At 77.0% G+C, this 26,212-nt stretch carries 29 protein-coding genes; 20 read left to right on the top strand and 9 right to left on the bottom strand.

Annotated features, from left to right (window positions below; genetic code table 11):
• The first annotated feature begins 90 nt into the window (after nt 1-90).
• The 4 genes from purD (at nt 91) to Q0848_RS18185 (ending at nt 4,996) form a co-directional block, all read left to right on the top strand.
• Nucleotides 91-1,383 carry a phosphoribosylamine--glycine ligase gene (gene purD, locus Q0848_RS18200; RefSeq protein ID WP_299040148.1) on the top strand — a complete coding sequence of 431 codons (1,293 nt, stop codon included), beginning with the start codon at nt 91-93 and terminating at the stop codon, nt 1,381-1,383.
• Nucleotides 1,380-2,342, top strand: coding sequence for a phosphoribosylaminoimidazolesuccinocarboxamide synthase (locus Q0848_RS18195; protein WP_299040146.1), 963 nt, complete (start codon nt 1,380-1,382; stop codon nt 2,340-2,342). Before purD ends, Q0848_RS18195 begins: the two co-directional genes overlap by 4 nt.
• A 40-nt stretch (nt 2,343-2,382) precedes the next feature.
• Entirely contained in the window at nt 2,383-3,405 is a 1,023-nt protein-coding gene (locus tag Q0848_RS18190; RefSeq protein WP_299040144.1) for a DUF3500 domain-containing protein, read from the top strand.
• Nucleotides 3,406-3,547: 142 nt separating this feature from the next.
• Nucleotides 3,548-4,996, top strand: a complete 1,449-nt coding sequence (locus tag Q0848_RS18185; protein WP_299040142.1) for an NAD(P)/FAD-dependent oxidoreductase — start codon at nt 3,548-3,550, stop codon at nt 4,994-4,996.
• 63 nt (nt 4,997-5,059) lie between these two features.
• Here Q0848_RS18185 and Q0848_RS18180 read toward each other — a convergent pair whose 3' ends face one another.
• Together Q0848_RS18180 and Q0848_RS18175 are read right to left on the bottom strand one after the other, a co-directional pair.
• Nucleotides 5,060-5,590, bottom strand: coding sequence for a DUF1990 domain-containing protein (locus Q0848_RS18180; protein WP_299040140.1), 531 nt, complete (start codon nt 5,588-5,590; stop codon nt 5,060-5,062).
• On the bottom strand, nt 5,587-6,261 hold the full coding sequence (locus tag Q0848_RS18175) for an MBL fold metallo-hydrolase (protein ID WP_299040137.1): 675 nt from the start codon (nt 6,259-6,261) through the stop codon (nt 5,587-5,589). Before Q0848_RS18175 ends, Q0848_RS18180 begins: the two co-directional genes overlap by 4 nt.
• 211 nt (nt 6,262-6,472) lie before the next feature.
• Between Q0848_RS18175 and Q0848_RS18170 the strand changes: the two genes are divergently transcribed.
• The 4 genes from Q0848_RS18170 (at nt 6,473) to purQ (ending at nt 8,967) form a co-directional block, all read left to right on the top strand.
• Nucleotides 6,473-7,105 carry a DUF3105 domain-containing protein gene (locus Q0848_RS18170; RefSeq protein ID WP_299040135.1) on the top strand — a complete coding sequence of 211 codons (633 nt, stop codon included), beginning with the start codon at nt 6,473-6,475 and terminating at the stop codon, nt 7,103-7,105.
• The gene (locus tag Q0848_RS18165; RefSeq protein WP_299040133.1) at nt 7,105-7,908 is read left to right on the top strand and encodes a DUF305 domain-containing protein; all 804 of its coding nucleotides are present in this window, start codon (nt 7,105-7,107) and stop codon (nt 7,906-7,908) included. Before Q0848_RS18170 ends, Q0848_RS18165 begins: the two co-directional genes overlap by 1 nt.
• A gap of 70 nt (nt 7,909-7,978) precedes the next feature.
• Entirely contained in the window at nt 7,979-8,266 is a 288-nt protein-coding gene (gene purS, locus Q0848_RS18160) for a phosphoribosylformylglycinamidine synthase subunit PurS (RefSeq protein WP_299040131.1), read from the top strand.
• Nucleotides 8,263-8,967 carry a phosphoribosylformylglycinamidine synthase subunit PurQ gene (gene purQ / locus Q0848_RS18155; protein WP_366146673.1) on the top strand — a complete coding sequence of 235 codons (705 nt, stop codon included), beginning with the start codon at nt 8,263-8,265 and terminating at the stop codon, nt 8,965-8,967. Before purS ends, purQ begins: the two co-directional genes overlap by 4 nt.
• A gap of 205 nt (nt 8,968-9,172) precedes the next feature.
• Here the strand turns inward: purQ and Q0848_RS18150 are convergent, their stop codons facing one another.
• Nucleotides 9,173-10,012, bottom strand: a complete 840-nt coding sequence (locus tag Q0848_RS18150) for a M15 family metallopeptidase (RefSeq protein WP_299040127.1) — start codon at nt 10,010-10,012, stop codon at nt 9,173-9,175.
• Between the two features lie 232 nt (nt 10,013-10,244).
• On the opposite strand from Q0848_RS18150, the gene purL reads away from it, so the two are divergent.
• The 4 genes from purL to Q0848_RS18130 all read left to right on the top strand — a co-directional run bounded on the left by purL (nt 10,245) and on the right by Q0848_RS18130 (nt 14,684).
• Nucleotides 10,245-12,581, top strand: a complete 2,337-nt coding sequence (gene purL, locus Q0848_RS18145) for a phosphoribosylformylglycinamidine synthase subunit PurL (protein ID WP_299040126.1) — start codon at nt 10,245-10,247, stop codon at nt 12,579-12,581.
• A 1-nt stretch (nt 12,582) separates the two neighbouring features.
• Nucleotides 12,583-12,972 carry a sterol carrier family protein gene (locus tag Q0848_RS18140; RefSeq protein ID WP_299040124.1) on the top strand — a complete coding sequence of 130 codons (390 nt, stop codon included), beginning with the start codon at nt 12,583-12,585 and terminating at the stop codon, nt 12,970-12,972.
• Nucleotides 12,973-13,014: 42 nt separating this feature from the next.
• On the top strand, nt 13,015-13,320 hold the full coding sequence (locus tag Q0848_RS18135; RefSeq protein WP_299040123.1) for a hypothetical protein: 306 nt from the start codon (nt 13,015-13,017) through the stop codon (nt 13,318-13,320).
• Nucleotides 13,321-13,490: 170 nt separating this feature from the next.
• Nucleotides 13,491-14,684: an RtcB family protein gene (locus tag Q0848_RS18130; protein WP_299040121.1), complete on the top strand. Its 1,194-nt coding sequence runs from the start codon at nt 13,491-13,493 to the stop codon at nt 14,682-14,684.
• Between the two features lie 89 nt (nt 14,685-14,773).
• On the opposite strand, the gene Q0848_RS18125 is transcribed toward Q0848_RS18130, so the two are convergent.
• The 3 genes from Q0848_RS18125 to Q0848_RS18115 are packed head-to-tail and all read right to left on the bottom strand — an operon-like array spanning nt 14,774 to nt 16,225.
• Nucleotides 14,774-15,241 carry a hypothetical protein gene (locus Q0848_RS18125; RefSeq protein WP_299040119.1) on the bottom strand — a complete coding sequence of 156 codons (468 nt, stop codon included), beginning with the start codon at nt 15,239-15,241 and terminating at the stop codon, nt 14,774-14,776.
• The gene (locus Q0848_RS18120) at nt 15,234-15,740 is read right to left on the bottom strand and encodes a PH domain-containing protein (RefSeq protein ID WP_299040117.1); all 507 of its coding nucleotides are present in this window, start codon (nt 15,738-15,740) and stop codon (nt 15,234-15,236) included. Before Q0848_RS18120 ends, Q0848_RS18125 begins: the two co-directional genes overlap by 8 nt.
• Complete coding sequence (locus Q0848_RS18115) at nt 15,737-16,225, bottom strand: hypothetical protein (RefSeq protein ID WP_299040115.1); 489 nt, start codon at nt 16,223-16,225, stop codon at nt 15,737-15,739. The genes Q0848_RS18120 and Q0848_RS18115 overlap by 4 nt, the downstream gene beginning before the upstream one ends.
• Nucleotides 16,226-16,404: 179 nt before the next feature.
• Between Q0848_RS18115 and purF the strand changes: the two genes are divergently transcribed.
• Nucleotides 16,405-17,979: an amidophosphoribosyltransferase gene (gene purF, locus Q0848_RS18110; RefSeq protein WP_299040113.1), complete on the top strand. Its 1,575-nt coding sequence runs from the start codon at nt 16,405-16,407 to the stop codon at nt 17,977-17,979.
• Nucleotides 17,976-19,109, top strand: coding sequence for a phosphoribosylformylglycinamidine cyclo-ligase (gene purM / locus Q0848_RS18105; protein ID WP_299040111.1), 1,134 nt, complete (start codon nt 17,976-17,978; stop codon nt 19,107-19,109). Before purF ends, purM begins: the two co-directional genes overlap by 4 nt.
• Before the next feature lie 237 nt (nt 19,110-19,346).
• On the opposite strand, the gene Q0848_RS18100 is transcribed toward purM, so the two are convergent.
• Entirely contained in the window at nt 19,347-19,544 is a 198-nt protein-coding gene (locus Q0848_RS18100) for a DUF3073 domain-containing protein (protein ID WP_299040109.1), read from the bottom strand.
• Between the two features lie 478 nt (nt 19,545-20,022).
• Here Q0848_RS18100 and Q0848_RS18095 point away from each other — a divergent pair, with 478 nt between their 5' ends.
• From Q0848_RS18095 to Q0848_RS18075, 5 genes are all read left to right on the top strand, one after another.
• On the top strand, nt 20,023-20,235 hold the full coding sequence (locus Q0848_RS18095) for a BldC family transcriptional regulator (RefSeq protein ID WP_299040107.1): 213 nt from the start codon (nt 20,023-20,025) through the stop codon (nt 20,233-20,235).
• A gap of 74 nt (nt 20,236-20,309) precedes the next feature.
• A complete protein-coding gene (gene def / locus Q0848_RS18090) occupies nt 20,310-20,960 on the top strand; it encodes a peptide deformylase (RefSeq protein ID WP_299040105.1) in 651 nt (216 codons plus the stop codon).
• Between the two features lie 125 nt (nt 20,961-21,085).
• The gene (locus tag Q0848_RS18085; RefSeq protein ID WP_299040104.1) at nt 21,086-22,462 is read left to right on the top strand and encodes an ATP-dependent 6-phosphofructokinase; all 1,377 of its coding nucleotides are present in this window, start codon (nt 21,086-21,088) and stop codon (nt 22,460-22,462) included.
• A gap of 242 nt (nt 22,463-22,704) precedes the next feature.
• Nucleotides 22,705-22,935 (top strand): antitoxin, encoded by a 231-nt coding sequence (locus tag Q0848_RS18080; protein WP_299040102.1) that lies wholly within the window; start codon nt 22,705-22,707, stop codon nt 22,933-22,935.
• Nucleotides 22,936-23,283: 348 nt separating this feature from the next.
• A complete protein-coding gene (locus tag Q0848_RS18075) occupies nt 23,284-24,075 on the top strand; it encodes a precorrin-6A/cobalt-precorrin-6A reductase (RefSeq protein ID WP_299040101.1) in 792 nt (263 codons plus the stop codon).
• On the opposite strand, the gene Q0848_RS18070 is transcribed toward Q0848_RS18075, so the two are convergent.
• The gene (locus Q0848_RS18070; protein WP_299040100.1) at nt 24,065-24,757 is read right to left on the bottom strand and encodes a haloacid dehalogenase type II; all 693 of its coding nucleotides are present in this window, start codon (nt 24,755-24,757) and stop codon (nt 24,065-24,067) included. The genes Q0848_RS18075 and Q0848_RS18070 overlap by 11 nt on opposite strands.
• A 3-nt stretch (nt 24,758-24,760) precedes the next feature.
• Nucleotides 24,761-25,072: a hypothetical protein gene (locus Q0848_RS18065; RefSeq protein ID WP_299040098.1), complete on the bottom strand. Its 312-nt coding sequence runs from the start codon at nt 25,070-25,072 to the stop codon at nt 24,761-24,763.
• Nucleotides 25,073-25,463: 391 nt separating this feature from the next.
• On the opposite strand from Q0848_RS18065, the gene Q0848_RS18060 reads away from it, so the two are divergent.
• Entirely contained in the window at nt 25,464-25,934 is a 471-nt protein-coding gene (locus tag Q0848_RS18060; protein WP_299040097.1) for a C40 family peptidase, read from the top strand.
• The last annotated feature ends 278 nt before the right edge of the window (nt 25,935-26,212 follow it).

The following is a 26,212-nucleotide window of genomic DNA, read 5'->3' as shown; positions in this document are numbered from 1 at the left end:
GACACTCGCATGTGACCTGCAGGCGCTCAGATGAGCGCGCTTCGCGGTCGTGCGGCCGTCGCCGCGGGCGGAGCCCCCTACGCTCGCCGCGTGCGCGTCCTCGTGGTCGGGTCCGGTGCTCGCGAGCACGCCCTCGCCGTCGCCCTCGCGGCCGACGACGACGTCTCCGACGTCCTCGTCGGCCCGGGCGGGCCGGGCGTCGCCGACGTCGCCGAGGTGGTGCCCCTCGACCCGCTGGACGGCGCGGCGGTCGCCGCGCTCGCCCGCGAGCGCGGCGTCGACCTCGTCGTGGTCGGGCCGGAGGCCCCGCTCGTCGGCGGCGTGGCGGACGCCGTGCGGGCGGCGGGCGTCGACTGCTTCGGCCCGTCGGCCGTCGCGGCCCGCCTGGAGGGGAGCAAGGCGTTCGCGAAGGACGTCATGGCGTCGGCGGACGTGCCCACCGCGATGGCGCGCGTGTGCACCGACGTCGACCAGGTGGCCGCCGCGCTCGACGCCTTCGGCGCCCCCCACGTCGTCAAGGACGACGGCCTCGCCGGGGGCAAGGGCGTCGTCGTGACGAGCGACCGCGAGGAGGCGCTCGCCCACGCGCGCTCCTGCCTCGAGGGCCGACCGGGGGCGGGCGCCTCGGCCGTCGTCGTCGAGGAGTTCCTGGACGGCCCCGAGGTCTCGCTGTTCGTGCTCTGCGACGGGCGCGACGTCGTCCCCCTGGCGCCGGCGCAGGACAGCAAGCGCCTGCGCGACGGCGACGAGGGCCCGAACACCGGCGGCATGGGGGCCTACTCGCCGCTGCCGTGGGCCCCCGAGGGGCTCGTGGACGAGGTGGTGGAGCGCGTCGCCCAGCCGGTCGTCGACGAGATGGCCCGCCGCGGCACGCCCTTCGCCGGCGTCCTGTACTGCGGGCTGGCCCTGACCTCCCGCGGCGTGCGGGTGGTGGAGTTCAACGCGCGCTTCGGCGACCCCGAGACGCAGGTGGTCCTGCCGCGGCTGCGCACCCCGCTGGGCGGGCTGCTGCGCGCCGCGGCCACCGGCCGGCTGGCCGAGGCCGCCCCCCTCGGGTGGTCCTCCGACGCCGCGGTCGTCGTCGTCCTCGCGGCGGGCGGCTACCCGGCCGCCCCGCGCGCCGGGGACCCGCTGTCCGGCCTGGAGGCCGCGGCGGCCGTCCCGGGTGCCCGCGTGCTCCACGCGGGCACGGCCGCCGGGGCGGACGGCGCGCTCGTGGCCTCGGGCGGCCGCGTCCTGTCGCTCGTCGGCACGGGTGCCACCCTCGCCGACGCGCGCGCCGCGGCCTACGCGGCCGTGGCCGAGGTCGGGCTCCAGGGCGGCCAGCACCGCACCGACATCGCGGCGGCCTCCGCCGCCCTCGCCGAGGAGGTGGGCGCGTGAGCGCCGACGAGACGTCCGCCGCGCCGGAGCTGCCGGGCTGGCGGCACGTCCGCTCGGGCAAGGTCCGCGACCTCTACGAGCCCGCGGGTGCCGCGCCGGGGGAGGGCGACCTCCTCGTCGTGGCCAGCGACCGCGTCAGCGCGTTCGACCACGTGCTGCCCACGCCGGTGCCCGACAAGGGCGCCGTGCTCACCGCCCTGTCGCTGTGGTGGTTCGAGCGCCTCGCGGACGCCGGTCTCGGCGTGCCCGACCACGTGCTGTCCGCGGAGGTCGGCCCCGACGACGCCTCGTCCGGCGTGCCGGCCGCCGTCGCCGGCCGGGCGGTCCGGTGCCGGCGCCTGGCGATGCTGCCCGTGGAGTGCGTGGCCCGCGGCTACCTCACCGGCTCGGGCCTCGCGGACTACCGGGCGAGCGGCGCCGTCTGCGGCGTCGAGCTGCCCGCCGGGCTCGAGGACGGCTCGCGCCTCCACCGGCCCCTGTTCACGCCGGCCACCAAGGCCGAGGTGGGCCACGACGAGAACGTCAGCTTCGCCGTCGTCGCGGACGTGCTGGGCCCCGAGCTCGCCGAGCGCGCCCGCGACATCACCCTGCGCCTGTACGCGCTCGGCGACGAGCTGGCCCGCGAGCGCGGCGTCCTGCTCGCCGACACCAAGATCGAGCTGGGGCTGCCGCCGGGGGTCGACGTCGGCTCGCCCGGGGCCCCCGACGCGCTCGTCCTCGCCGACGAGGTGCTGACGCCGGACTCCTCCCGCTTCTGGGACGCCGCGTCGTGGTCGCCGGGCCGCGCGCAGCCGAGCTTCGACAAGCAGTTCGTGCGCGACTGGCTCCTCTCCGACGCCTCCGGCTGGGACCGCCGCTCCGACGCGCCGCCGCCCCCGCTGCCGGACGACGTCGTCGCCGCCACCCGCGGGCGCTACGTCGAGGCCTACGAGCGCCTCACCGGCCGCCGCTGGGGCTGAGCCGGGTCGCCGCCGCGGCCCGCCGGGGCGACGGTGGGCCATGACCACCGCCCCGCCGGGACCGCCCGTCGACGCCCGCACGGCCGCTGCCACCGCCGAGGCGGCTCGCGCCCTGCTCGACGCGCTGGACGCCGAGCAGCGCGACCAGCTGCGCAGCCGGCTGGACGACCGCGACCGGCGGCGGTGGACCTACGTGGACGGACGGCACCCCGGCCTCGTCCTCGGGGACCTGGACGCGCGCCGGCACGAGCTCGCGCTGGCGCTGCTGGCCTCGGCCGGGGACGACCGCGACGGCGGCAGCGGCGTCGTGCGCGGCGCCGTCGAGCTCGAGCGGGTCCGCCAGGGGCTCGCGGCCGAGCACGCCGCGGCGGGGACGCCGCTGGACCCGCCGTCGCTGGAGGGCCGCGACGACCCCGACCCCTACGCGCTGCGCCTGGAGGGCGAGCCGGGGAGCGCGGCGTGGGGGTGGCGGGTCAGCGGTCACCACCTCGCCGTCCACGTCGCCGTCGTCGACGAGCGCGTGCACGTCACCCCCCACTTCGTCGGGGCCCAGCCCGCGGTCGTCCCGCGCGGGCCGCGCGCCGGGTGGCGGCTGCTGGGCCCCGAGGAGGACCTGGCGCGCGACGTCCTGGCCGCCCTGGACGCCGACCGGCTCGCGCTCGCGCGCCCGTCCGGCACGGCGCCGGCCGACGTCCTGACGGGCACCGACCCGGTGGCCGACCCCGGCGTGCTGCCGCGCGGACTGGCCCACCGCGACATGCCGCCGGCGGCGCAGCGCTCCCTGGAGCTGCTCGTCCAGCGCTACCTGCGGCGGGCGCCCGCCGCCTACGCCGCCGCCTGCTGGGAGGAGGTCCTCGCCGACGGCCTCGGCGGGGTGGAGCTCACATGGCTGGGCTCGCTCGTCCGCGGCGAGGGCCACTACTACGCCGTCCGGGCGCCGAGCCTGCTGCTCGAGCTGGACGACACCCAGCACGGCGCGGACCACGTGCACACCGTCTGGCGCCACCTGCGCGACGACTTCGGCGGGGACCTCCTGCGCGAGCACCTGCGCGCCCGCCACTGACGGCCCCCGCCGGGCGCCCCGCGGTCTGCGGTGCCCCGGCCGGGGCAGGAGCCGGCGGGAGGGGGCCGGCGACGGGGCGGCCGGCGACGGGGCGGCTGGTGACGGGGTGCCGGGGCGCAGGGCGTGGGGCATGGTCGTCGGCATGAGCGAGACGAGCAGCGCGCGGGAGCGAGAGGTCGACGTCGTCGTCATCGGGGGCGGGTCGACCGGGGAGAACGTGGCCGACCGCGCCCACCGGGGCGGGCTCGGCGAGGTGGTCGTCGTCGAGGACGAGCTGGTCGGCGGGGAGTGCTCCTACTGGGCGTGCATGCCCAGCAAGGCGCTGCTGCGCCCGACGGCCGCCCTGGAGGCGGCCCGGCGCGTGCCCGGCGCGCAGGCCGCCGTGACCGGCGAGGTCGACGTCGAAGCGGTGCTGGCCCGCCGCACCTCCTTCACCAGCGACTGGGACGACGCCAGCCAGGTCGAGTGGGTCGAGGGCGCCGGGCTGGAGCTGGTGCGCGGCCGCGCGCGCCTGGACGGCGAGCGCCGCGTCGTGGTGACGACGTCCGACGGCGGGACGACGACGCTCACCGCGCGGCACGCGGTCGTCGTGGCGGTGGGCTCGACGCCGGTCACGCCCCCGATCGACGGGCTGGACGGCGTCCGGCACTGGTCGAGCCGGGAGGCCACGTCCTCCCGCTCGGTCCCGCCGCGCCTGCTGGTGCTCGGCGGCGGCGTCGTCGGCAGCGAGCTGGCCACCGCCTACCGCCGCCTGGGCTCGGAGGTGTCCCTCGTGGCCGGCTCGGCCGTGCTGTCGCCGATGGAGCCGCGCGCCGGCGAGCTGGTCGGCGACGCCCTGCGCGAGATGGGCGTCGAGGTCGTCGTCGGCTCGCGCGCGCAGTCGGTGGAGCGCGACGGCGACGAGGGCGAGGTCTGCCTGACGCTCGACGACGGCCGGGTGCTCGTCGGCGACGAGCTGCTCGTGGCCACCGGGCGCAAGCCCCAGACCGGGGACCTGGGGCTGGAGACGGTCGGGCTGGAGCCCGGCGACGCCCTGGACATCGACGCCGCGGGGCAGGTCCGCGGCGCCTCCGGGCAGTGGCTGTACGCGGCCGGCGACGTCACCGGCCTCGCGCCCCTGACGCACATGGGCAAGTACGCCGCCCGCGCGGTCGGCGACGTCGTCGCAGCCCGTGCGCGCGGCGAGGCGGCCGAGGAGCCCGCGGCCTGGACGAAGCACGCCACGACGGCGCTGCACCGCGCGGTCACGCAGGTCGTCTTCACCGACCCGGAGGTCGCCTCCGTCGGGATGACGTCGCAGCAGGCGCGCGACGCGGGCCTGGACGTGCGCGTCGTCGAGCTGGACCTCGCCGTCGCGGGCTCCGCGCTGCACGCCGACGGGTACACCGGGTGGGCGTGCATGGTGGTCGACGAGAGCCGTCGCGTGGTCGTGGGCATGACCTTCGTCGGCCAGGACGTCGCCGAGCTCTGCCAGTCCGCGGCGATCGCCGTCGCCGGCGAGGTGCCGCTCGAGCGGCTCTGGCACGCCGTCCCGCCGTACCCGACCATCAGCGAGGTCTGGCTCCGGCTGCTGGAGGCCTACGGCTTCTGAGCCCCTCCGGCCCCCCCGGTGCGCGGCCGTGCCGGGGGGCCGGGCGCCGACGGCGCCCGCCGGTCAGCGCGCGAGCCGGCGTCCCGCGCCCAGGTAGCGGCGGACGGCGAGGCGCTGGGCCGCGCGGGCGAGCGGGCTCGCCAGGCGCGCGGGCGCCCAGACGAGGCGCGAGCGCGAGGCGACCGTCATCACGACGGCGTCGTCGTCCCGGTGCTCGAGGAGGAAGACCTCCTGGCCCTCCTCGGGGTGCGGCTGCAGCGCCTCGTAGGCGAAGCCGGCGCGGCGCGGGGCGTCGACCACCTCGCTCACGCGGCACCGGGCCACCAGCAGGCCCCGGGGCCCGACGCTCTGGCGCACCTCCACCCCCGGGGCGACCCCGGGGGTGGAGGTGGGCACGGAGACGCCGGCGAGGCGCTGGACGTCCCAGCCGAGGAGGCCGGCGCGGGCGCGGGCGAAGGCGCGGGCGCCCTGCCCGACCACCCCGGGCCCGACGACGCGGCTGACGCGGGTGTCCTGCCAGCCCGGGCCCCACCCCGGCCAGGTGTCCGGGCCGTCCTCGGCGCGGGTGCGCGAGAGGTCCAGGGGCGCGCTCACGCGTCCGGGACCTCGGTCGCGCCGGCGCCGGCGAGGTCGAGCACCCGCGCGCCCTCCGGGCCGAGGGCGCCGAGCTGGGACAGGTAGATGCCCCGGCCCGGCCCGGAGACGATCGCGTCGTGGATCGGCACCACGAGCCGCGGGCCGACCGCGCGGGTGAAGGCGACGGTCTCCTTCAGCGAGGTCCACGGCGCCGTCAGCGGCGCGGCCAGGACGTCGACGCCCTCGGGGACGGCGGTGTAGGCGTCACCGGGGTGGAAGAGCACGGGCTCGCCGCCCCCTCCGCCGTCGCCCGGCCCCCCGAGCAGCACGCCCACGTTGCCGATGACCGGGATGTCGTCGTGGATGACGGCGTGCTCGCCGCCGACCGCGCGCAGCGGCAGGTCGACGACCCGCGTCGTCGCGCCGGCGGCCAGGGCCTCGGCGCCCCACCGGCCGTCCGCGGCCGTCTGCGGCTCGGCGAGCACGCGCGCTCCCGGGTTGGCGTCGCGCAGGGCCTCGAAGCGGCCCTGCGCCGGGTCGAGGTGGTCGGGGTGGGCGTGCGTGACGACGACGGCGTCGAGGTCGCGCAGGTCCTCCCAGCCCGGCGTGAGGACGCCGGGGTCGAGCAGGACGCGGGCGCCGCCCGCCTCCACCAGCAGGGTCGAGTGGCCCAGGTGCGTGATGCGCATCCCGACACGATGGCACCGCGGGCGTGCGCGCACGAGCCCGCGCCCCCTCGTCCGGGCTCGCGCCCCGTGCTCCGGCGGGGTCCTCCGGCGCCCGGGCGTCCAGCCTCCGCCCAGTGGCGGGTGGCACCATGACGCCACTGTCCGACGCGGTCGCCCACGCGGCGCCACCACCGGCCCGCCCGCCCGCGCACCAGAGACCGGAGGAGCCCGCGTGGCCCAGTCGACCAGCCCCCGCGAGGAGCGCGCCGCCCGCGCTGCCGCCCTGCGAGAGCAGCAGCGCCGCAAGGAGCGCCGTCAGCGCGGGCTCATCATCGGGATCACCGCGGCGGTCATCGCGGCCCTGGTCGCGGCGGTCGCCTTCGTGCTCGTGACGACGCAGTCCCAGCGCGAGGAGGAGCAGGCCGCCCTCGAGGCGCCGATCGACGGGGTGCAGACCTTCGAGGACCTCGGCCGCGACCACGTCACCGGGGCCGTGGACTACGCCCAGACCCCGCCGGTGGGCGGGGACCACCAGGCCGTCTGGTGGAACTGCGGCGTCTACCCGGAGCCGGTCGTCGACGAGAACGCCGTCCACTCCATGGAGCACGGCGCGGTGTGGATCACCCACGACCCCGCCCTGCCCCAGGAGCAGGTCGACCAGCTGGTCGCGGCCGCCGAGTCCTACGACTACACGCTCGTGAGCCCGTACGAGGGCATGGAGAGCCCCATCACCCTGAGCGCCTGGGGCGCCCAGCTCGCCGTCGAGGACGCCTCCGACGAGCGCATCGCCCCCTTCCTCGCCCAGTACGTGCAGGGCGAGCAGACGCCGGAGCCGGGCGCCGCCTGCACGGGCGGCGTCTCCTGATGGCCCCGGCGACGGAGCCCTCGCCGGGCGGTTCGCACGACGTCCTCGACGTCGAGGGACGCCCTGCGCAGGAGCGGGCGGCGGACGCCCGGTCGCGGCGCCGCACGCGCGCGGTCGTGGTGGCCGGGTCGGTGGCCACCGGGGCGCTCCTGCTGGTGCTCGGTGTCGTGCTCGGCCTGCACTGGGGGGCGGCGACGGAGCCGGCGACGCCCACGGCCGGGTCGGTGGAGGCCGGCTTCTCCCTCGACATGCAGGCGCACCACCGCCAGGCCGTGGAGATGTCCACGCTCGTGCTCGACCGGACCGACGACGAGGTGGTCCGCGCCGTCGCCCGCGACATCCAGCTCACGCAGCAGCAGCAGGCCGGCCAGATGTACGGCTGGCTCGAGCAGTGGGGCCTCGGCCAGGGGCGCACCGAGCCGGTGATGGGGTGGATGGCCGACCACGACACGAGCGGCCACGACGCGGCCGACCACGACATGAGCGGCCACGACATGAGCGGCCACGACATGGCGGTGCCGGCCGACGGGCTCGGGGCCGTCGGCGAGATGCCCGGCATGGCGACGTCCGACCAGATGGACGCGCTCGCGGCCGCGGACGGGGTGGAGGCGGAGCGGATCTACTTGCAGCTGATGATCACCCACCACGTCGCCGGGGTGGAGATGGCGGAGGCGGCCGCGGCGGGGGCCGACGACGCGCAGGTGCGCCACCTGGCCACGGCCATGGCCACCGGCCAGCAGGCCGAGCTCACGACGCTGGGCGACATGCTCGTCGAGCGCGGCGGGCCCGTCGCCGGCGTCTGACCGGCCCGTCCGCCACCGAGGCGGCGGACGCGTGGCCGGGACCGGGCCGGGCCCCGGTACCGTCGGACCCATGGGTCGCGTCGTCGTCGAGGTCATGCCGAAGCCCGAGATCCTGGACCCCCAGGGCAAGGCCGTCGCCGGGGCGCTGCCCCGGCTCGGCTTCGGGCGCTTCACCGGGGTCCGCCAGGGCAAGCGCTTCGAGCTCGAGGTCGAGGGCGAGGTGACGGCCGAGGTCCTCGAGGAGGCCGCCCGCGCCGCCGAGGTGCTCCTGTCCAACCCCGTCATCGAGGACGTCGTGCGCGTCGCGCCGGTCGAGGCCGACGCCGCCACGACGGCGCTCGCGGGCGGGACCGCCTGATGGGGCGCGTGGGCGTCGTCACCTTCCCCGGCTCCCTCGACGACGGGGACGCGGCGCGCGCCGTCCGCCTCGCCGGCGGCGAGCCCGTGCGCCTGTGGCACGGGGACGCGGACCTCAAGGGCGTCGACGCCGTCGTCCTGCCGGGCGGCTTCTCCTACGGCGACTACCTGCGCTGCGGCGCGATCGCCCGCTTCGCGCCCGTCATGGAGCCCCTCGTGGACGCCGCCCGCGGCGGGCTGCCGGTGCTCGGCATCTGCAACGGCTTCCAGGTGCTCTGCGAGGCGCACCTGCTCCCCGGGGCGCTGGTGCGCAACGACCACCGCACCTTCCGCTGCACCGACCAGCGCCTGCGCGTGGAGGCCTCCACGGCGTGGACGAGCGAGTACGCCGCCGGCGAGGAGGTCGTCATCCCGCTGAAGAACGGCGAGGGCGGCTACCTGGCCGACGAGGCGACGCTCGACCGGCTGGAGGGAGAGGGCCTGGTGGCCCTGCGCTACGTCGTCCCCGAGGGCGGGCGCAACCCCAACGGCAGCGCGCGCGACATCGCCGGCATCACGAACGCCGCCGGCAACGTCGTCGGCCTGATGCCGCACCCCGAGCACGCCGTCGAGGCCGGCTACGGCCCCGACCCGCGCACCGGCACGGCGGGCACCGACGGCCTGCGCATCTTCTCCTCGGCGCTGCGCCAGCTCGTCGCCTGACACCGGGCGCCGACGCCCCGGTCTGCCGCTGAGGGTCGCCCTCTCCGCACTGTGTCGGCAGTTCGCCCCCGAGGGCCGCTGTTCCCGGCACTGTGTCGGCAGTTCGCCCCTGAGGGGCGCTGTTCCCGGCACTGTGTCGGCAGTTCGCCGGTGAAGGCCCGATCTCTCGGCGATGTGCCGACAGGGTGCGGGCCGGCCGGCCGGGTCAGGCGGACTTCGGGCGGAAGCCCCAGTGCCAGGGCTCGCCGGAGACGGTCTCGGCGAAGCCGTGCGCACCGGCGTTCTCGCGCATCCAGGACTGCGCGCGGCCGTCGAGGCCCAGGTCGACGGCCATGCCCCAGCCGTGGCTGCTCGTGCCCGGCGCCGCGGCGAGGCCGCCCTGGCTGCGCAGGCCCTTGCGCTCGGCCATCGAGACCTGGTCCTCGTACGAGCGGTAGCTGTCGTTGATGCGGAAGGAGACGCCGTCGGCCCTCGCCGCGGCGGCCATCTCGTCGAAGGCCGCGGCTGCCGGGCCCCACAGCCGCTCCCCGGAGCCGGCGCGGCCGATCTCGACGAGCTGGTCCTCCGGCACCTTGCCGTTGCCGTAGGCCTTCAGGTCCAGCGGGACGCCCTTGGCGTCGAGCTTCCCGACGACCGACGGCGGTGCCTTCGGGGCGGAGGCGGCCTCGACCGCGGTGACCGGCGCGGCGCTCGGGGACGCCGCCGGCGGGGCGGCCGGACGGGCGCCCGGCAGCGCGGCGAGCAGCTGCGTCAGGCCGTCCGAGGACAGCGAGGTCGTGGTGGTGGTGAAGGCGGGCTCGGCGGGCGTCGTCGCAGGGGCACCGGCGAGTGCGGTGGCGAGGCCACCGGTGGCCGGGCCTGCCGTGCCGCCGAGCGCCGCGGCCAGCGAGGCCACGTCGGGACTCGTCCCGAGCTGCTGGGCGCCGAGCTGCTGGGCGAGGGCGCCGGCGAAGGCGGCGTCCGACGCCGGTGGGGTCGTCGCCGTGCTCGCGCGCCCGGCACCGCCCACGGACAGCGCGTCGAGGTGCGACTGGATCCCGGCCATGCGTGCGGTGATGCTGCTGATGCCCTCCACACCCAGGCTGTCGGCACGCCCTCCTCCGGACCTGAGCCCCGACCTGGGTCCCGAGCCCGAGCCCGAGTCCGGAGTCCCGAGTCCCGAGTCCGGATGCCGAGCCAGCACCTGGGCCGGGTCCCCGATCTCCGTCCCGGTGCGGGCGCGCCGTCGCGCACCTCGGCGGGCGGGGAGGGCCCGCACCGCTCGGTAGCCTGCGCCCATGGCCGAGCCCACCACCGCCACCGCCCCGCAGGCCCCCACCGGACCGGGCGGCGGCCTCGACACCGTCGAGCGCGCGGCGAGCACGCCCGACGTCGCCCAGCCGTGGCGCGAGCTGGGTCTGCGCGAGGAGGAGTACGGGCGCATCCGGGAGATCCTGGGCCGCCGCCCGACGTCGGCCGAGCTGGCCATGTACTCGGTGATGTGGAGCGAGCACTGCTCCTACAAGTCCTCGAAGGTGCACCTGCGCCAGTTCGGCGAGAAGACCACCGAGGCGATGCGCGAGCACCTCATGGTGGGCATCGGCGAGAACGCCGGCGTGGTCGACATCGGTGACGGCTGGGCCGTGACCTTCAAGGTCGAGAGCCACAACCACCCGAGCTTCGTCGAGCCCCACCAGGGCGCGGCCACGGGCGTCGGCGGCATCGTCCGCGACATCCTCGCGATGGGCGCCCGCCCGGTGGCCGTGATGGACCAGCTGCGCTTCGGCGCCGTCGACCACCCCGACACCGCGCGCGTCGTCCACGGCGTCGTCGCCGGCGTCGGCGGGTACGGCAACTGCCTGGGCCTGCCGAACATCGGCGGCGAGACCGTCTTCGACGCCGTCTACCAGGGCAACCCGCTCGTCAACGCCCTCGCCGTCGGCGTCATGCGGCACGAGGACCTGCACCTGGCCAACGCCACCGGCGCCGGCAACAAGGTCGTCCTGTTCGGCGCGCGCACGGGCGGCGACGGCATCGGCGGCGTCTCCGTGCTCGCGTCGGAGACCTTCGACGCGACGGGCCCGGCGAAGCGCCCGAGCGTCCAGGTCGGCGACCCGTTCGCCGAGAAGGTGCTCATCGAGTGCTGCCTCGAGCTCTTCGCCGCGGGCGTCGTCGAGGGCATCCAGGACCTCGGCGGCGCCGGGCTCTCCTGCGCCACGAGCGAGCTCGCCAGCGCCGGCGACGGCGGCATGCACGTCGAGCTGGACCGCGTGCTGCTGCGCGACCCCTCGCTGTCGCCCGAGGAGATCCTCATGAGCGAGAGCCAGGAGCGGATGATGGCCGTCGTCCGGCCCGAGGACCTCGACCGGTTCATGGAGGTCACCGGCCGCTGGGACGTCGAGACGAGCGTGCTGGGGGAGGTCACGGACACCGGCCGCCTCGTCATCACGTGGCGCGGCGAGGTCGTCCTCGACGTGCCGCCGCGCACCGTCGCGCACGACGGGCCGGTCTACGAGCGGCCCTACGCCCGCCCGTCGTGGCAGGACGCGCTGCAGGCGGACACCGCCGCCGCGCTGGCGCGCCCGACGTCGGGGGAGGAGCTGCGCGCGACGCTGCTGCGCCTCGTGGCCTCGCCGAACCTCGCCGACGCCGGGTGGATCACCGACCAGTACGACCGCTACGTCCTCGGCAACACCGCGCTCGCGACGCCCGACGACGCGGGCGTCGTCCGCGTGGACGAGGCGAGCGGCCTCGGCGTCGCGGTCGCCACCGACGCCAACGGCCGCTACGGCTACCTCGACCCCTACGCGGGCGCGCAGCTCGCGCTCGCGGAGGCCTACCGCAACGTCTCGACCGTCGGGGCGCGGCCGCTCGCCGTCACCGACTGCCTCAACTTCGGCAGCCCCGAGGACCCCGACGTCATGTGGCAGTTCCAGCAGTCCGTCACCGGGCTCGCGGACGCCTGCCAGGTGCTCGGGGTGCCCGTGACCGGCGGCAACGTCTCGCTCTACAACTCGACGGCGGACACCCCGATCCACCCGACGCCCGTCGTCGGCGTCCTCGGCGTGCTCGACGACGTCGCGCGCCGGACCCCGTCGGGCTGGCGGGAGCCGGGCCAGGCGCTGTACCTGCTGGGCACCACGCGCTTCGAGCTCGACGGCTCGGCGTGGGCCGAGGTCGAGCACGGCCACCTCGGGGGGCTGCCCCCGGCGGTGGACCTGGAGGCCGAGCGGCTGCTGGGCGACGTCCTGGTCAACGCCAGCCGCGACGGGCTCGTCGACGCCGCGCACGACCTCTCCGAGGGCGGGCTCGCGCAGGCGCTCGTCGAGGGGTGCCTGCGCTACGGCGTCGGCGCGCGCGTGTGGCTCGACGAGCTGCGCGAGCGCGACGGCGTCGACGCCGCCACGGCGCTGTTCAGCGAGTCGACCGCGCGCGTGCTGGTCTCGGTGCCGCGCTCGGAGGAGGTCCGCTTCACCGACGTCTGCTCGGCGCGCCAGCAGCCGGCGCTGCGCGTCGGCGTCGTCGACGAGCCCGGCGACGCCGCGGTGCTCGACGTGCAGGGGCTCTTCGTCGTCCCCGTGGCCGAGCTGCGCGCCGTCTCGACGGCGACGCTGCGCGAGGCGTTCGGGAGCTGACGTGCCCGCCCGCCGCCGCATCAGCTCGGGCCGCGCGCGCGACGCCGTCCGCGCCTGGGCGGCCGACCCCGCCGGCGCCGACCGCACCGCCACCGCGCTCGCCGTCCGCGGGTCCCTCGAGGAGCTCGCCGAGCGGGTCCCGGGCAGCAGCGTGGAGGTGCGGGTGCCGCCCTTCGGCGTCGCCCAGTGCGTCGAGGGTCCGCGCCACACGCGCGGCACCCCGCCCAACGTGGTGGAGACCGACGCCGCGACGTGGCTCGCCCTGGTGACCGGCGATCTGCGCTGGGACGACGCCGTCGCCCAGGGGCGCGTCTCGGCCAGCGGCCTGCGCGCGGTGCTCGGGGACGCGCTGCCGCTCTGGCCGACGAGCCCGGCCGCGAGCCCCGGCTGACCGCGGGCGGGGGCGGCTCGTCCGCCGGGTAGCGTCGGTCCCGTGAGCGAGCAGCAGCCCGACCGGTCCGGCGACCGCGACGAGCGCCCCGCTCCGACGGCGGAGGAGCTCGCGGGAGCCCAGCGCGTGCGCTACCGCCGCGCCCCCCGCTACCGGCTGCTCATCGGCCTGGGCGTCGTCGTCGGGGCGCTGGCGGCCCTGGTCCTGACCTTCGTGGCCACCCCGACCGAGACCTACGGCCGTGCAGCGATCTTCGGCTACCTCCTCGCCGGGCTCGGCATCGTCGGCGGTCTGCTCGGCGGGCTCGTCGGCGTCGGGCTCGAGCGCGCGGTCCGCCGGCGGGACTGAGCGGTCGGGGCCGCGGGTTCCGACGACCAGGCGGCGCGGCGCGCGGAGGTCTCTGACAGCGCCCCGGCCGGACGGGCCGAAACCCGCGTGACGCTGCGCGGCTTCCCGGTGATGCTCGTCGGCGCCGCGCGGCACCGCGCGGCATCCCCTCCGCACGAGAGAGCACAGCCATGCCCACCGACGGCCGGCCCGACCGGCTCGCCCCCCGCCTGATGAGCTGGGCGTCGATCCTCGACGACGCCACGCGCGAGCAGGCGCTCACGACGGCGACCCTGCCGTTCATCCACCCGCACATCGCCCTCATGCCCGACGCGCACCTCGGCAAGGGGGCGACGGTCGGCTCCGTCATCCCCACCGACGGCGCGATCATCCCCGCCGCCGTGGGGGTCGACATCGGCTGCGGGATGCTCGCCGTCCGCACGCGGTACGTCGCGCAGGACCTGCGGCGCGTCGACCTGCGGGCGCTGCACACCGGCATCAGCGCCCGCGTGCCGCTGTCGGCGGGCGGGCGCAACCGCGGCGTGGAGGCGACGGCGGAGCCGCGCGTCGCCGAGCTGCGCGCCCTGCCCGGCGTGGAGCAGGCCGACCAGGTGGGGCGCCGGTGGGAGCGGCAGCTGGGCACGCTCGGGTCGGGCAACCACTTCGTCGAGGTCTCGCTCGACGAGCAGCAGCGCGTGTGGCTCTTCCTGCACTCGGGGTCGCGGGGCGTCGGCAACCAGCTGGCGCAGCGGCACATCCGGGTGGCGCAGGAGCAGGCGCCCCGGCGGTTCTACGACCTGCCCGACCGCGACCTCGCCTACCTGGTCGAGGGCGAGCTGGAGTTCGACGCCTACGTCGAGGCGCTCCTGTGGGCCCAGCGGTTCGCCGCCCTGAACCGCGAGGAGATGATGGACCGCGTCGTCGCGGCGCTCGCCGAGGCCCTCGGCCTGGGCGGGCCGCAGGACGTGGTGCGCGAGGAGACGATCGGCTGCCACCACAACTACACGGCGCGCGAGACGCACTTCGGGCGCCAGGTGTGGCTCTCCCGCAAGGGCGCCATCAGCGCCCGCGAGGGCGAGCCGGGGCTCGTCCCCGGTTCCATGGGCGACGCCTCGTACGTCGTCGTCGGCAAGGGCGACCCCGTGGCGCTGCACTCCTCCCCGCACGGCGCGGGGCGGGCCTGGTCGCGGTCGGCGGCGCGCGGGCGCTTCTCCCGCAGCGACCTCGACTCCCGGATGACGGGTGTCGTGTGGGGCGAGTCCGACGCCTTCCTCGACGAGCACCCGCAGGCCTACAAGCCCGTCGACGTCGTCATGGCCGACGCCGCCCGCCTCGTCGACGTCCGCCACGTGCTCCGGCAGGTGGTGAACGTCAAGGGCGACTGACGCGCGCGTCGCCGAGACCGGCGGACGGCGGGACGCTCTGCCCGAGAACGACGAACGGCGCCCTCCCCGTCCGGGGAGGGCGCCGTTCGTCAGTCTCGAGCGGTCTGCGCGGCGCGTCGGCGCGCCGCAGCCAGTGCCGCCGACAGCCGCTCGACGTCGTCGGGCGCCATGCCGACGAGCTCCAGGTGACGTCCGTCGCCCAGCCGGGCGCTGCCCCACTCCCGCCACCGGCCCGCGGGCCGCACCTCGACGACGTCGGCCCACGTCACGCGCCGGCGGCGCAGCACGCCCTGGCGGCGGTGGAGACCCTCCAGGTCCACGCCCGTGCCGAGCGGTCGGAGCAGCAGGGGCGGGAGCGCCGAGACCGCAGGCAGCACGGCCCAGGCGCCGCTGCGGGGGACGACGAGCACGGCGGAGCCGAGCAGGAGCAGCACGGCGGCGACGAGCGCCACGACGGTCGCCACTCGTCCGCGACGGGTCCGGGGCCGCCACGGCTCGCGGTGGACGCGGACGAGGTCACCGAGGTCACCCGGGTCAGGGGCGGTGCGGTCAGCCACCGGCGCCGCTCCCGTCCGCCTCGCGCTCGACTCGCTCCCGCGCTGCGTCGAGGGCCACGGCCAGCCGGAGCGCGTCGTCCGGCGGCACGTGCGGCAGCGGCAGGAGCCCGCCGTCGGCCAGCTCGGCGTGCGCGGCGTCCTCCCACCGTCCGGCCGGTCGCACGCGCACCACCTGCTGCCACGGCACCCGCTCGTGGTGCAGGAGCTCCGCGCGGACGTCGAGCTCCTCGGGCGACAGGCGGGTGCGCGGCCGCAGCGACGGGTGCGCCACGAGGCCGAGGAGCGCCTGCAGCAGCACGCCCGGCAGGAGGGCGACGAGCAGGTGGGGCAGGCCGTCGGCCAGGACGGCTCGCAGGACCCCGACGGCCGCGACCAGCCCGGCCACGACGGCCAGCACCAGCAGCAGCCGCCGCGCGCGGGGGGAGAGCTGCGGGTCGACCCGGGCGTAGTGCTCCTGCAGCCCCGCCAGGTCGAGCCGGAGGGGGAGCGGGTCCGTCACGAGCCCGAGCCGTGGGTGGCCGCCCTCGCGCGCTCCAGCGCCCGCGCCAGTCGCTCGACGTCGGCAGCGGGCATGCCGCGCAGCCGCAGCCGCCGTCCGTCCTGCAGGACGACCCGGCCCGGTGGCCGGCGGGCGGGGTGGCACTGGACCTCGACGACCCACCACCAGGCGAAGCGGTCGCGGAAGAGCCCGCGGTCGCGCACGTCCAGCTCCTCGGGACGCAGGACCGTGCGCGGGCGCCACCGCGGTCGGTCGGTGACGCTCACGACGACGACTGCCGCGACGCCGTGCAGCAGGGCCCCGACGAGGAGGCCGAGGTGCTCGGTCACGACGGCGAGGACCGCGGCGGCGGTGACGGCGACCGCGCCCGCCAGGAGCCAGCGGACGGCGGTGCCCCGGGCCATCGGCGGGTCCTGGTGCACGTACTCCTCCCGGAGACCCGCCAGGTCGAGGTGCAGCGCGCGCTCGTGGGCCGTCCCGGACACGGGCCCGAGGCTCCCGCAGGGCGCCGCCCCGCGTGCGCCCAGGACGCGGGGACCACCCGTCCGGGGCCGCTCGACGAGCCGTCCGACGGAGGGCGACCGCTCGCGGCCGTCCTCCGGGAGGGTGGTGCGCGGCTGCGCAGCGGTCGGGCGGGTCGCGCGCCCTGTGCCACCATTGCCGCGTGCCTGGTGGCGACGGACGGCTGACCCACGACCTGCTCCCCGGCGAGAAGGGCCCGCAGGACGCCTGCGGGGTCTTCGGCGTCTGGGCGCCCGACGAGGACGTCGCGCGGCTGACGTACTTCGGCATCTACGCGCTGCAGCACCGCGGCCAGGAGTCCGCGGGCATCGCGGTCAGCACCGGCAGCCAGCTGCTCGTCTACAAGGACATGGGCCTGGTGTCCCAGGTCTTCGACGAGCCGGCGCTCCGGGCGCTCACGGGGCAGGTGGCCATCGGCCACACCCGGTACTCCACGACCGGTGCGAGCCGGTGGGAGAACGCCCAGCCGACCCTGGGCGCCACGGCCTCGGGCACCGTCGCCCTCGGCCACAACGGCAACCTCACCAACAGCCACCAGCTGCGCGAGATGGTCGCGGAGCTGCGCGGCGAGCAGGGGACCAGTGCCGCCAGCGGCGAGCTCGCCCGCGGCAACACCACCGACACCGCCCTGGTCACCGCGCTGCTGGCCGGCCGCCCGGACCGCACGCTCGAGGCGACGGCGCTGGAGGTCCTGCCGCTGCTGGAGGGCGCCTTCAGCCTCGTGTTCATGGACGAGCGCACGCTCTACGCCGCGCGGGACCGCCACGGCGTGCGCCCGCTCGTCCTCGGTCGCCTCGAGCGGGGCTGGGTGGTGGCCAGCGAGACGGCGGCGCTGGACATCGTCGGCGCCAGCTTCGTGCGCGAGGTCGAGCCCGGCGAGCTCGTGGCCGTCGACGAGGACGGGCTGCGGAGCTCGCGCTTCGCGGAGAGCACGCCGAAGGGCTGCGTCTTCGAGTACGTGTACCTGGCGCGCCCGGACACCACGATCGCCGGCCGCGTCGTCCACGCCGCCCGGGTCGAGATGGGACGGCGCCTGGCGGCCGAGCACCCCGTCGAGGCCGACCTCGTCATCCCCACGCCCGAGTCGGGGACGCCCGCGGCCATCGGCTACGCGGAGGCGTCCGGCATCCCCTACGGCCAGGGCATGGTCAAGAACAGCTACGTCGGGCGCACGTTCATCCAGCCCGACCAGACCATCCGCCAGCTGGGCATCCGGCTCAAGCTCAACCCGCTGCGCGACGTCGTCCGGGGCAAGCGCCTGGTCGTGGTCGACGACTCGATCGTCCGGGGCAACACCCAGCGCGCGCTCGTGCGGATGCTCCGCGAGGCCGGCGCCGCCGAGGTGCACGTGCGCATCTCCTCACCGCCCGTCACGTGGCCGTGCTTCTACGGCATCGACTTCGCGAGCCGCGCCGAGCTCGTCGCCGCCGGCCTGGGGGTGGAGGAGATCCGCCGCAGCATCGACGCCGACACCCTCGGGTACATCTCCCAGGAGGCGATGGTCGAGGCCACCGAGCAGCCGGCCGACCGGCTCTGCTCGGCCTGCTTCACCGGCGACTACCCCGTGCCGCTGCCCGACGCGCACCGCCTCGGCAAGCACCAGCTCGAGCTCGGCCTCACGGAGGTGCGCTCCGACGCGGCCCTCGGCTCGGCGGCGGCCGCCCCGAGCGGCGCCGTCAAGGACGCCGAGGGCGCCGTCGCGGGGAGCGGTCGGTGAGCGGGGCGGGCGCCCCAGGGGGCGCAGCCCCGGGCACCACCTACGCCGCGGCGGGCGTCGACGTCGAGGCGGGGGACCGCGCGGTCGCGCTCATGCGCGAGGCCGTCTCGCGCACGCACGGCCCCGAGGTGGTCGGCGGGCTCGGCGGCTTCGCGGGCCTCTTCGACGCCAGCGCCCTGGTCGGGATGCGGCGCCCCCTGCTGACGACGAGCACGGACGGCGTGGGCACGAAGATCGCGATCGCCCGGGCGCTGGACGTCCACGACACGGTCGGGATCGACCTCGTGGCCATGGTGGTCGACGACATCGTCGTCAGCGGCGCGCGCCCCCTCTTCATGACCGACTACATCGCCTGCGGCCGGGTCGTGCCGGAGCGCATCGCCGACCTCGTCCGCGGCATCGCCCGCGGGTGCGAGGAGACGGGCACCGCCCTCGTCGGGGGCGAGACCGCCGAGCACCCCGGGCTCATGGGCCCCGACGAGTACGACCTCGCCGGGGCGGCCACGGGAGTGGTCGAGGCGGACGACGTCCTCGGCCCCGAGCGGGTGCGCGAGGGCGACGTCGTCCTGGCCCTGGCCAGCTCGGGCCTGCACAGCAACGGCTTCTCGCTGGTCCGCCGCGTGGTCGCCGACGCGGGGTGGGGCCTGGAGCGGCACGTCGACGAGCTCGGCCGCACCCTCGGCGAGGAGCTCCTGACGCCGACGCGCCTGTACACCCGGCCGTGCCTGGACCTGGCCGCCGACCTGGGAGAGGGGCTGCGGGCCCTCAGCCACGTCACCGGCGGAGGGCTGGCGGCCAACCTCGGGCGCGTGCTGCCCGCGGGCCTGCAGGCCGACCTCGACCGCGGCACGTGGGCGCCCCCGGCGGTCGTCGACCTCGTCGGCCGGCTGGGCGGCGTCCCCCTCGAGGACCTGGAGCGGACGCTCAACATGGGCGTCGGCATGGTCGCGGTGGTGGCGCCGGACGCCGTGGACGCCGCGCTCCGCGGGCTCGCAGGGGCGGGGACGCACGCCTGGGTCCTGGGTTCCGTCCGGGCGGACGACGGCGTGCGCGACGCGGACGTCACCGCGGGCGCCAAGGGCGTGGACGGCGGCAGCGTGCGGCTCCGAGGGGCGCACCTCGCGCGCTGAGGTCCCGAGCCTCCTCAGTCGTCGAACACCACCAGGTCGCCGCTGAGTCGCCGAGCGCCGCTGAGTCGTCGAGCGCCGCTGGAGTCCCGACCCCACGGAGTCTCCGCGCCCCGCCCGGGGCCCCGAGCGCTGGTGGCGCCGCACCCGAGCGGGAGCCCGCGCACAGCACGACGCACCGCCCGGCCCGTGGGGCCGAGCGGTGCGTCGTGGTGGTGCAGCTGCTGTGCCGGCCGGTCCTCAGCGGACGGAGCCGGAGGCCCATCCGCCGTAGCCGTCGTCCTCCTCGTCGGAGGACTCGCGCTCCGGCGGCGGGTCGTACGACGTGCCGGGGTGCCCGAGCTCGCGCTCGAGGGACTTGTAGTCCGTCTCCGGGCTGTAGTACTTGAGCTGGCGAGCGACCTTGGTCTGCTTCGCCTTCTGACGGCCGCGCCCCATGGCGTCGACCCCCTCTGAACGTCGTGCCGGGGCAGGCCGTCCGAGGACGGCGGCCCCGGGGCCTGGTCATCTCTGCGTGGCGGCAACGCTACAGCCTCGCCGCGTCTTCCGGCACACCGGCTGCGGAGCCCTCGGGGAGGGCCCGGCCGGTCCCGGCGCCACCCCGCTCCGCGTCACCCTTCCGGCCCCCTCCTCCCCCGGGCGGGTGAGGGCGCCTGGACCCCGCCGCGCGCCGCAGCATCACGAAGTGGTCACAGATTTGACTACCTAGGGGAGGCGTTGTCACGGAGCGCAGCCGAAACGGCCCGAGTCGCTCACCCAGCGCCGTCGGCTGTGACACTCGGAGACGAACACCCAGGACCTAGTCAATCCGGACTATGGCGACTCACAGGAAGCGACCGCACACTCTGATCCACCCGAGTCGTCCGCGGGCCGGCGTCCCGCCGGCTCCGGGGGCGGCACCCCCCTGGAGGCCCTCATGTCCGCTCGTGCCGACGAGGTCGAGACCCTGCTCACGCCCGCCGAGGTCGCCGCCCTGTTCCGCGTCGACCCCAAGACGGTCACGCGCTGGGCCAAGGCCGGCAAGCTCTCCTCGATCCGGACGCTCGGCGGCCACCGCCGCTACCGCGAGGCCGAGGTGCGCGCCCTCCTGGACGGCGGCGTCCCGCAGCAGCGCTCGACCGAGGGCTGAGCCGCCGGCGGCGGGCCGCGTCGCCCGCCGCCGGGCTCCACCGCCGCGAGGTCGTGCGCGCGCCCCGCCCTAGCATGGGCGGCTCGCTCGCCGGGCTCGCCGGCGTCGTCGCCGAGGAGGAGACCGTGCCGTCCGGGACAGCCCCGCCCCCCGCGCCGTCCGAGGAGCCCTCGCCCGGCTCGGGAGCCGGTGACGGCTCGGCCGCCGGGCCGGCCGGCCGGGTGCGCCCGATCGTCCTGGACGGGGACCCGGTGCTGCACCGCCCGTGCGCCCCGGTCACCGTCTTCGACGACGAGCTGGCCCAGCTCGAGGCCGACATGGTCGTGAGCATGCACGCCGCCGACGGCGTCGGGCTGGCCGCCAACCAGATCGGCGTCGACGCCCGCGTCTTCGTCATGGACTGCCCCGACGCGAGCGGTGAGCGCGTGGTCGCCACGGTGGTCAACCCCGTGCTGCGCCTGCCGGGCGTCTTCGCCCGCCGCGCCGCGGACGACGAGGGGTGCCTGTCGGTCCCGGGCGAGGCCGCCGTCGTGGAGCGCCTCACGACGGCCGTCGTGACCGGGGTCGACGTGCGGGGGGAGCCCGTGCGGGTGTCGACGAACGGGCTCGCCGCCGTGTGCCTCCAGCACGAGGTGGACCACCTCGACGGGCTGCTCTACGTCGACCGGCTCTCCGCGCAGGAGCGGGCCGAGGTGCTCAGCGCGGCGGGTCTCCAGCCCCGCTGAGGCTCGCCGCCCCTCGCGGCCCCCTCCTGGCGGGAGCGGTGGAGGGGCGTGCCGGCCGCCGCGCGCGATGCGCCAGGATGGCGAGCGACCGGCACGTGCACGACGGCGAGAGGCGGAAACCCGGCATGGCGAGCAGCGACGCCGACATCGACTTCGAGGTCCAGTCCCTGGGGCCGCGGACGGTCCCGTCCCCCCTCGCGCCCCTGCTGGAGCGCCGCCGCACGAGCCACCACGCCGTGGAGGAGGGCGACCGCATCCTCTTCGACGACACGCGGGCGTCCTTCGACCGGCGCTCGGAGGGCGAGCTGCCCAGCCTCGAGGCCGCGGGCCCCCGGCGGAAGCTGTTCTTCGACCCCTCCAAGACGCGTGTCGGCATCGTGACGTGCGGAGGGCTGTGCCCCGGCATCAACAACGTCATCCGCGGCATCGTCTCGGAGCTGACGACGCACTACGGCGTCAAGCGCATCCACGGCTTCCGCAACGGCTACCAGGGCTTCATCCCCGAGTACGGCCACGACGTCGTGGACCTGTCGGTGGAGTCCGTGGACGGCATCGCCGCCCTGGGCGGGACGATCCTCGGCAGCTCGCGCGGGCAGCAGGACATCGGGCAGGTCGTCGACTGCCTCGAGCGGATGGGCATCAGCATCCTGTTCGTCATCGGCGGCGACGGCTCCATGCGCGGGGCCCAGCGGATCGCGGAGGAGATCGGCCGGCGCGACCGGCCGATCGGCGTCGTCGGCGTGCCGAAGACGATCGACAACGACATCCCCTTCCTCGACCAGAGCTTCGGCTTCCAGACCGCCTTCTCCGAGGCGACGCGGTCCATCCGCAGCGCGAAGGTCGAGGCCCGGTCGGCGCCCGGGGGCGTCAGCGTGGTCAAGCTCATGGGGCGGCACTCCGGCTTCATCGCCTGCTACGCGGCGCTGGCGCAGAACGACGCCGACTTCGTCCTCATCCCCGAGGTGCCGTTCGCCTTCGACGGACCCGGGGGCTTCCTGGAGGTCCTGCGGCAGAAGGTGCGCACCCAGGGCCACGCGCTCGTCGTCGCCGCCGAGGGTGCGGGCCAGGAGCTGTTCACCGAGGCGGAGGCGGAGGGCGGGCTGGTCGACGCCTCGGGCAACAAGAGGCTGCAGGACGTCGGGCGCCTGCTGCGCCAGCGCATCACCGACGACTTCACCCGGCACGGGATGGAGCTCAACCTGCGCTACATCGACCCGAGCTACGTCATCCGCAGCGTGCCCGCCAACCCCTACGACAGCGTCTACTGCACCCGGCTGGCGCACGCCGCCGTCCACGCGGCGATGGCGGGGCGCACCAACATGGTCGTGGGCCGCTGGCGGCGCCGCTTCGTGCACATCCCCATCCAGCTCGCCGTCAGCACGCGCAACCGCGTGGACCCCAACGGGGACCTGTGGTGGTCGGTGCTCGAGGCGACGGGCCAGCCCGCCTCGCTCGGCGAGGGCACCGAGGCCGACGAGGTCCGCGTCTTCGGGGGCCAGTGACGTCGTCGGGGACCAGCGACGTCGTCGGAGACCGGTGAGGTCTCCGGAGGGCCGCTGAGGTGTCCGAGGTCCCCGGGGGTCGGTGACGCGCCCGGACTCCGGTGACAGCTCGCCGGGAGAAGGCCCCGCGGTGGCGCCCCGCCCGCCCAGCGACGACGCTCGGGGCAGGGCGCCGACCCCGGCGCCGACCGCACGGCACAGCACCAGCAGCAGCGCCCGAGGGCGCTGGGGAGGAGCACGAGATGGCTCTGAGGATCGGCCTCATCGTCAACCAGGCGCGTCGCTACGCGGCGCAGAACCCCGAGAAGGTGACGTCGGGCCTGGACCGCGTCGGAGACGCCGTCAACAGCCGCACCGGCGGCAAGCACGAGGCCAGCGTGACCAAGGCCAAGGACGCCGTCGGCAAGGCCCTGGGCACGAGCAGCGGCCGCGGCCGGCGCCGGGGCTGGGGCCGGGGCTCGAGCGGGCGCTGACCCGCCGGGGCCCGCTGCGGCGGGCCCCGCGGGCGTCCCCGCTGCGACGCCGGCACTCGGGACTGCGGCCCGAAGGGCTGCGCGGTCTGAGCGCGGTGTCCTCGGCGGCACGGTGTCGACACCGTTCGCCTCGGGGGTGTCTCCGGCGGCAGTGTGCCGACAGGGTGCGCCTCGAGGGGGTCGTCAGCGGCAGGGTGTCGACAGAGTGCGCCCGGGGGGCGTCGTCGGCGGCAGGGTGCCGACGAAGTGCGTCGCGCGAGATGTCTCCCGCCGTCCGCCGGGGCGGTCGTCACCGCATCGTTGCGGAGCGGACCTGCCGCTCGGGCGCCCGTGTCCCACCATGGACGCGTGGACCCGCACCCGGATCACGTGCTCGTGCTCGGAGGGACCACCGAGGCCCGCGCGCTCGCCCAGGACCTGGTGGAGCTGCCGGGCGTGCGCGTGACGACCTCGCTCCCGGTCGGCCGTGAGGTGCCGCTGGCCCCTCCGGGGGAGCTCCACCGCGGGGGCTTCGGCGGAGCCGAGGGCCTGGCCGCGTGGCTGGTCGAGCACGAGGTGCGGGCCGTGGTCGACGCCACCCCGCCCTACTCCGCCCGCATCACCGACGCCGCCGTCGAGGCCTGCGCGGCCTCCGGCGTCCCGCTGCTCCTCCTGGAGCGACCCGCCTGGCTGCCCCAGGCCGGTGACGACTGGCGCTCGGTCCCGGACCTGGACGCCGCGGCGGAGCTCCTCGCCGCCGGGCCGTGGTCGCGCGCGCTGGTCGCGGGGGGCGGCCGCTCCCTCGGGGCGCTGGCCCGCCTGTCGAGCCCGCGCCTGGTCCTGCGCCTGCCCCGGCTCCCGCGACCGCCGCTGCCCCCGGGCTGCGAGATCGCCCTGCGCCGTCGTGCCGGGGATGTCGACGGCGAGCGCGCTCTCCTGGCGGACCGCGACGTGGGTGTCGTCCTGACGACGGACAGCGGGGGACCGGGCGGCGCCGCGGTGCTCGTCGCCGCGCGAGAGCTGGGGCTGCCCGTGGTGGTCGTGCGGAGGCCGCCCGCCCCTCCGGGCGCCTCCGGCGCGGCTCGCGCCACCGGCCCGGCGAGGGCCTCGGCGTGGGTGCGCAGCACCGTGGCCGAGCGACCCAGGGCCCTCAGCGGCTGAGCAGCTCCGCCAGCGCCGTCAGGGAGGGCGCCGTGACGTCGGGGGCGGTCAGGTGGCTCGGGTAGGTGCGGCCCGAGCGGTCGAGCCAGGCCGTGCGGAGGCCGGCGCGGGCGGCGCCGTCGACGTCCCACGGGTGCACGGCCACGAGCACCGCCCGGTCGGCGGTCGAGCCCGTGGCGCGCAGGCCGTGCTCGTACGCGGCGGGGGCCGGCTTCCACGCCCCGCCGGGGGCGTCCTGGACGGAGAGCAGCTGGTCGACGGAGTCCCGGGCGCCGGCGCGGCGCAGCAGCCCGTCGGAGACGGCGGTCGCCCCGTTGGTCAGCGTCGCCACGTGCAGCCCGCTCGCCCGCAGCGCGGCGAGGCCCGGGGCCACGTCGGGGTGCGCCGGCAGCTGCGTGAAGGCGTCCATGACCTGGGAGACCGCGTCGTCGAGGGCGGGACCGAGGCCGTCGACCCCCTCGAGGACCGTCCGCAGCGCGCCGGCGGCCACGTCGGCGAAGGGCGCCGCGGCGCCGGCGGCCGTCCGCGCGAAGCCGTCGCGGAGCACCCCGGCGAACCACGTCGCGGCCAGCGAGCCCGGCGCGCCCACGTCCTCGAAGGCGCGCGCCATGGGCGCCGTGTCGGACAGCGTCTCGTTGACGTCGAGGAGGACGACGTCGGGCCGCGTGCTCAGGGCGCTCATGGGTCAGAGGTTGCCGTAGCGGCGCGAACCGGGCACGCCCGGCGGGATGCGCCGGCGGACGGCCCGTGAGGCGTCCCGCGCGCCGCGCAGGGCTCCGCGCAGGACGCGGCGCCGCAGGGACGTGGTGACGACGACCCGCGGGCCGGCGGGTCGGCCGTCGGGCAGGCGCCCGAAGTCCGCGTCGACCTCGGCCAGCGCCGCGAGGTAGGCCTCGGTGCTGCCGCCGACGTCGGGGTGGTGGCGGCGCGCGGCCCGGCGACGGGCGCTGCGCCAGGCCGCCTCGTCGTCCGACGGCGCCGGGGGGGTGCTGCTCACGGGGGGAGTGTGCCCCGCGCCGGGGAGGGCGGGCGCGGGGGCCCTCACGGGCGGGGGCCGGACGGCGCACCCGCCCGCCGGCGCGGCCTCCTCGGCCGGCGGACGAGATGTCTGAGGTGCCCTCTATCTCGATCGGGTAAAGGTGTGGCACTCTTCCGCCGACACGAACGTCAGAAGCCCCCGCCACGAGGCGGGGCGGCCGCGCGGACGCCGAACCCTGCCACCGCTGCGGCAAGAGCCTGAGCACACGAGGAGACGGCAGGGGCGGAGGAACCAGCTCGTCGGGCCCCCACGGGGGTCCTCGGGGTGAAGCCGCGCACGCGCGGCCGGGCAGCTCTGGAGCCCGAACCCGACAGGTCACCCCCCGCAGGCGGCACCCGGAGGACCACCCATGACCAGCACCGCCCTGCGGACGCCTGCCCGCATGCTCTTCGTCCTGCTCGCGTCCGTCGCCCTCATGGCCGGCTTCGTGGCAGGTCCCGCCGCCCCGAAGGCCGACGCCGCCACGCTGGGCAGCAAGGCCGTCGCCGCCGCCGCGACGCGCGCCGGGATGCCCTACGTCTGGGGCGCCACCGGCCCCACCCGCTTCGACTGCTCGGGCCTGACGCAGTGGTCCTACAAGCAGGCGGGCAAGAAGCTGCCCCGCACGGCCGCCCAGCAGCGCGCCGCGCTGCCCAAGATCGCGACCAAGTCCCTCCGTCCGGGCGACCTGGTCTTCTTCCACAACTCCAGCGGCCACGTCTACCACGTGGGCATCTACGCGGGGAACTGGAAGATCTGGGACGCGCCCAAGCCGGGCCGCGTCGTGAGCAAGCGCACCATCTGGGCCAAGAGCGGCGTCACCTGGGGCCGCGTCGCCTGACGCACCGCAGCACCGCTCAGGAGCGCGCGACCCGGACCGGGTCGCGCGCTCCTCGCGTCCCGGGCGGTCTCGACCGTCTCCGGCGGCCACCGGTGCCCCCGTGGGGGCTGTCGCGCTGGGCCCGGGATGACGGCGGGGGGGGGGGGGGGGGGGGGGGGGGGGGGGCGGCCCGGGGGGGGGGGGCCCCCCCCCCCCCCCGTCACCCCCAAGGGCGCCCCCCCCCCCGGGGGGGCCCCCCTGCGGGGGGGGGGGGTTGGGGGGCCCGTGCGGGGGGCCAA

It is taken from the genome of uncultured Pseudokineococcus sp. (assembly GCF_947495735.1).
Classification (GTDB): Bacteria; Actinomycetota; Actinomycetes; order Actinomycetales; family Quadrisphaeraceae; genus Pseudokineococcus.
The sequence above is the reverse complement of the archived record's forward strand: the minus strand, read 5'-3'. Positions and strand labels throughout refer to the sequence as shown.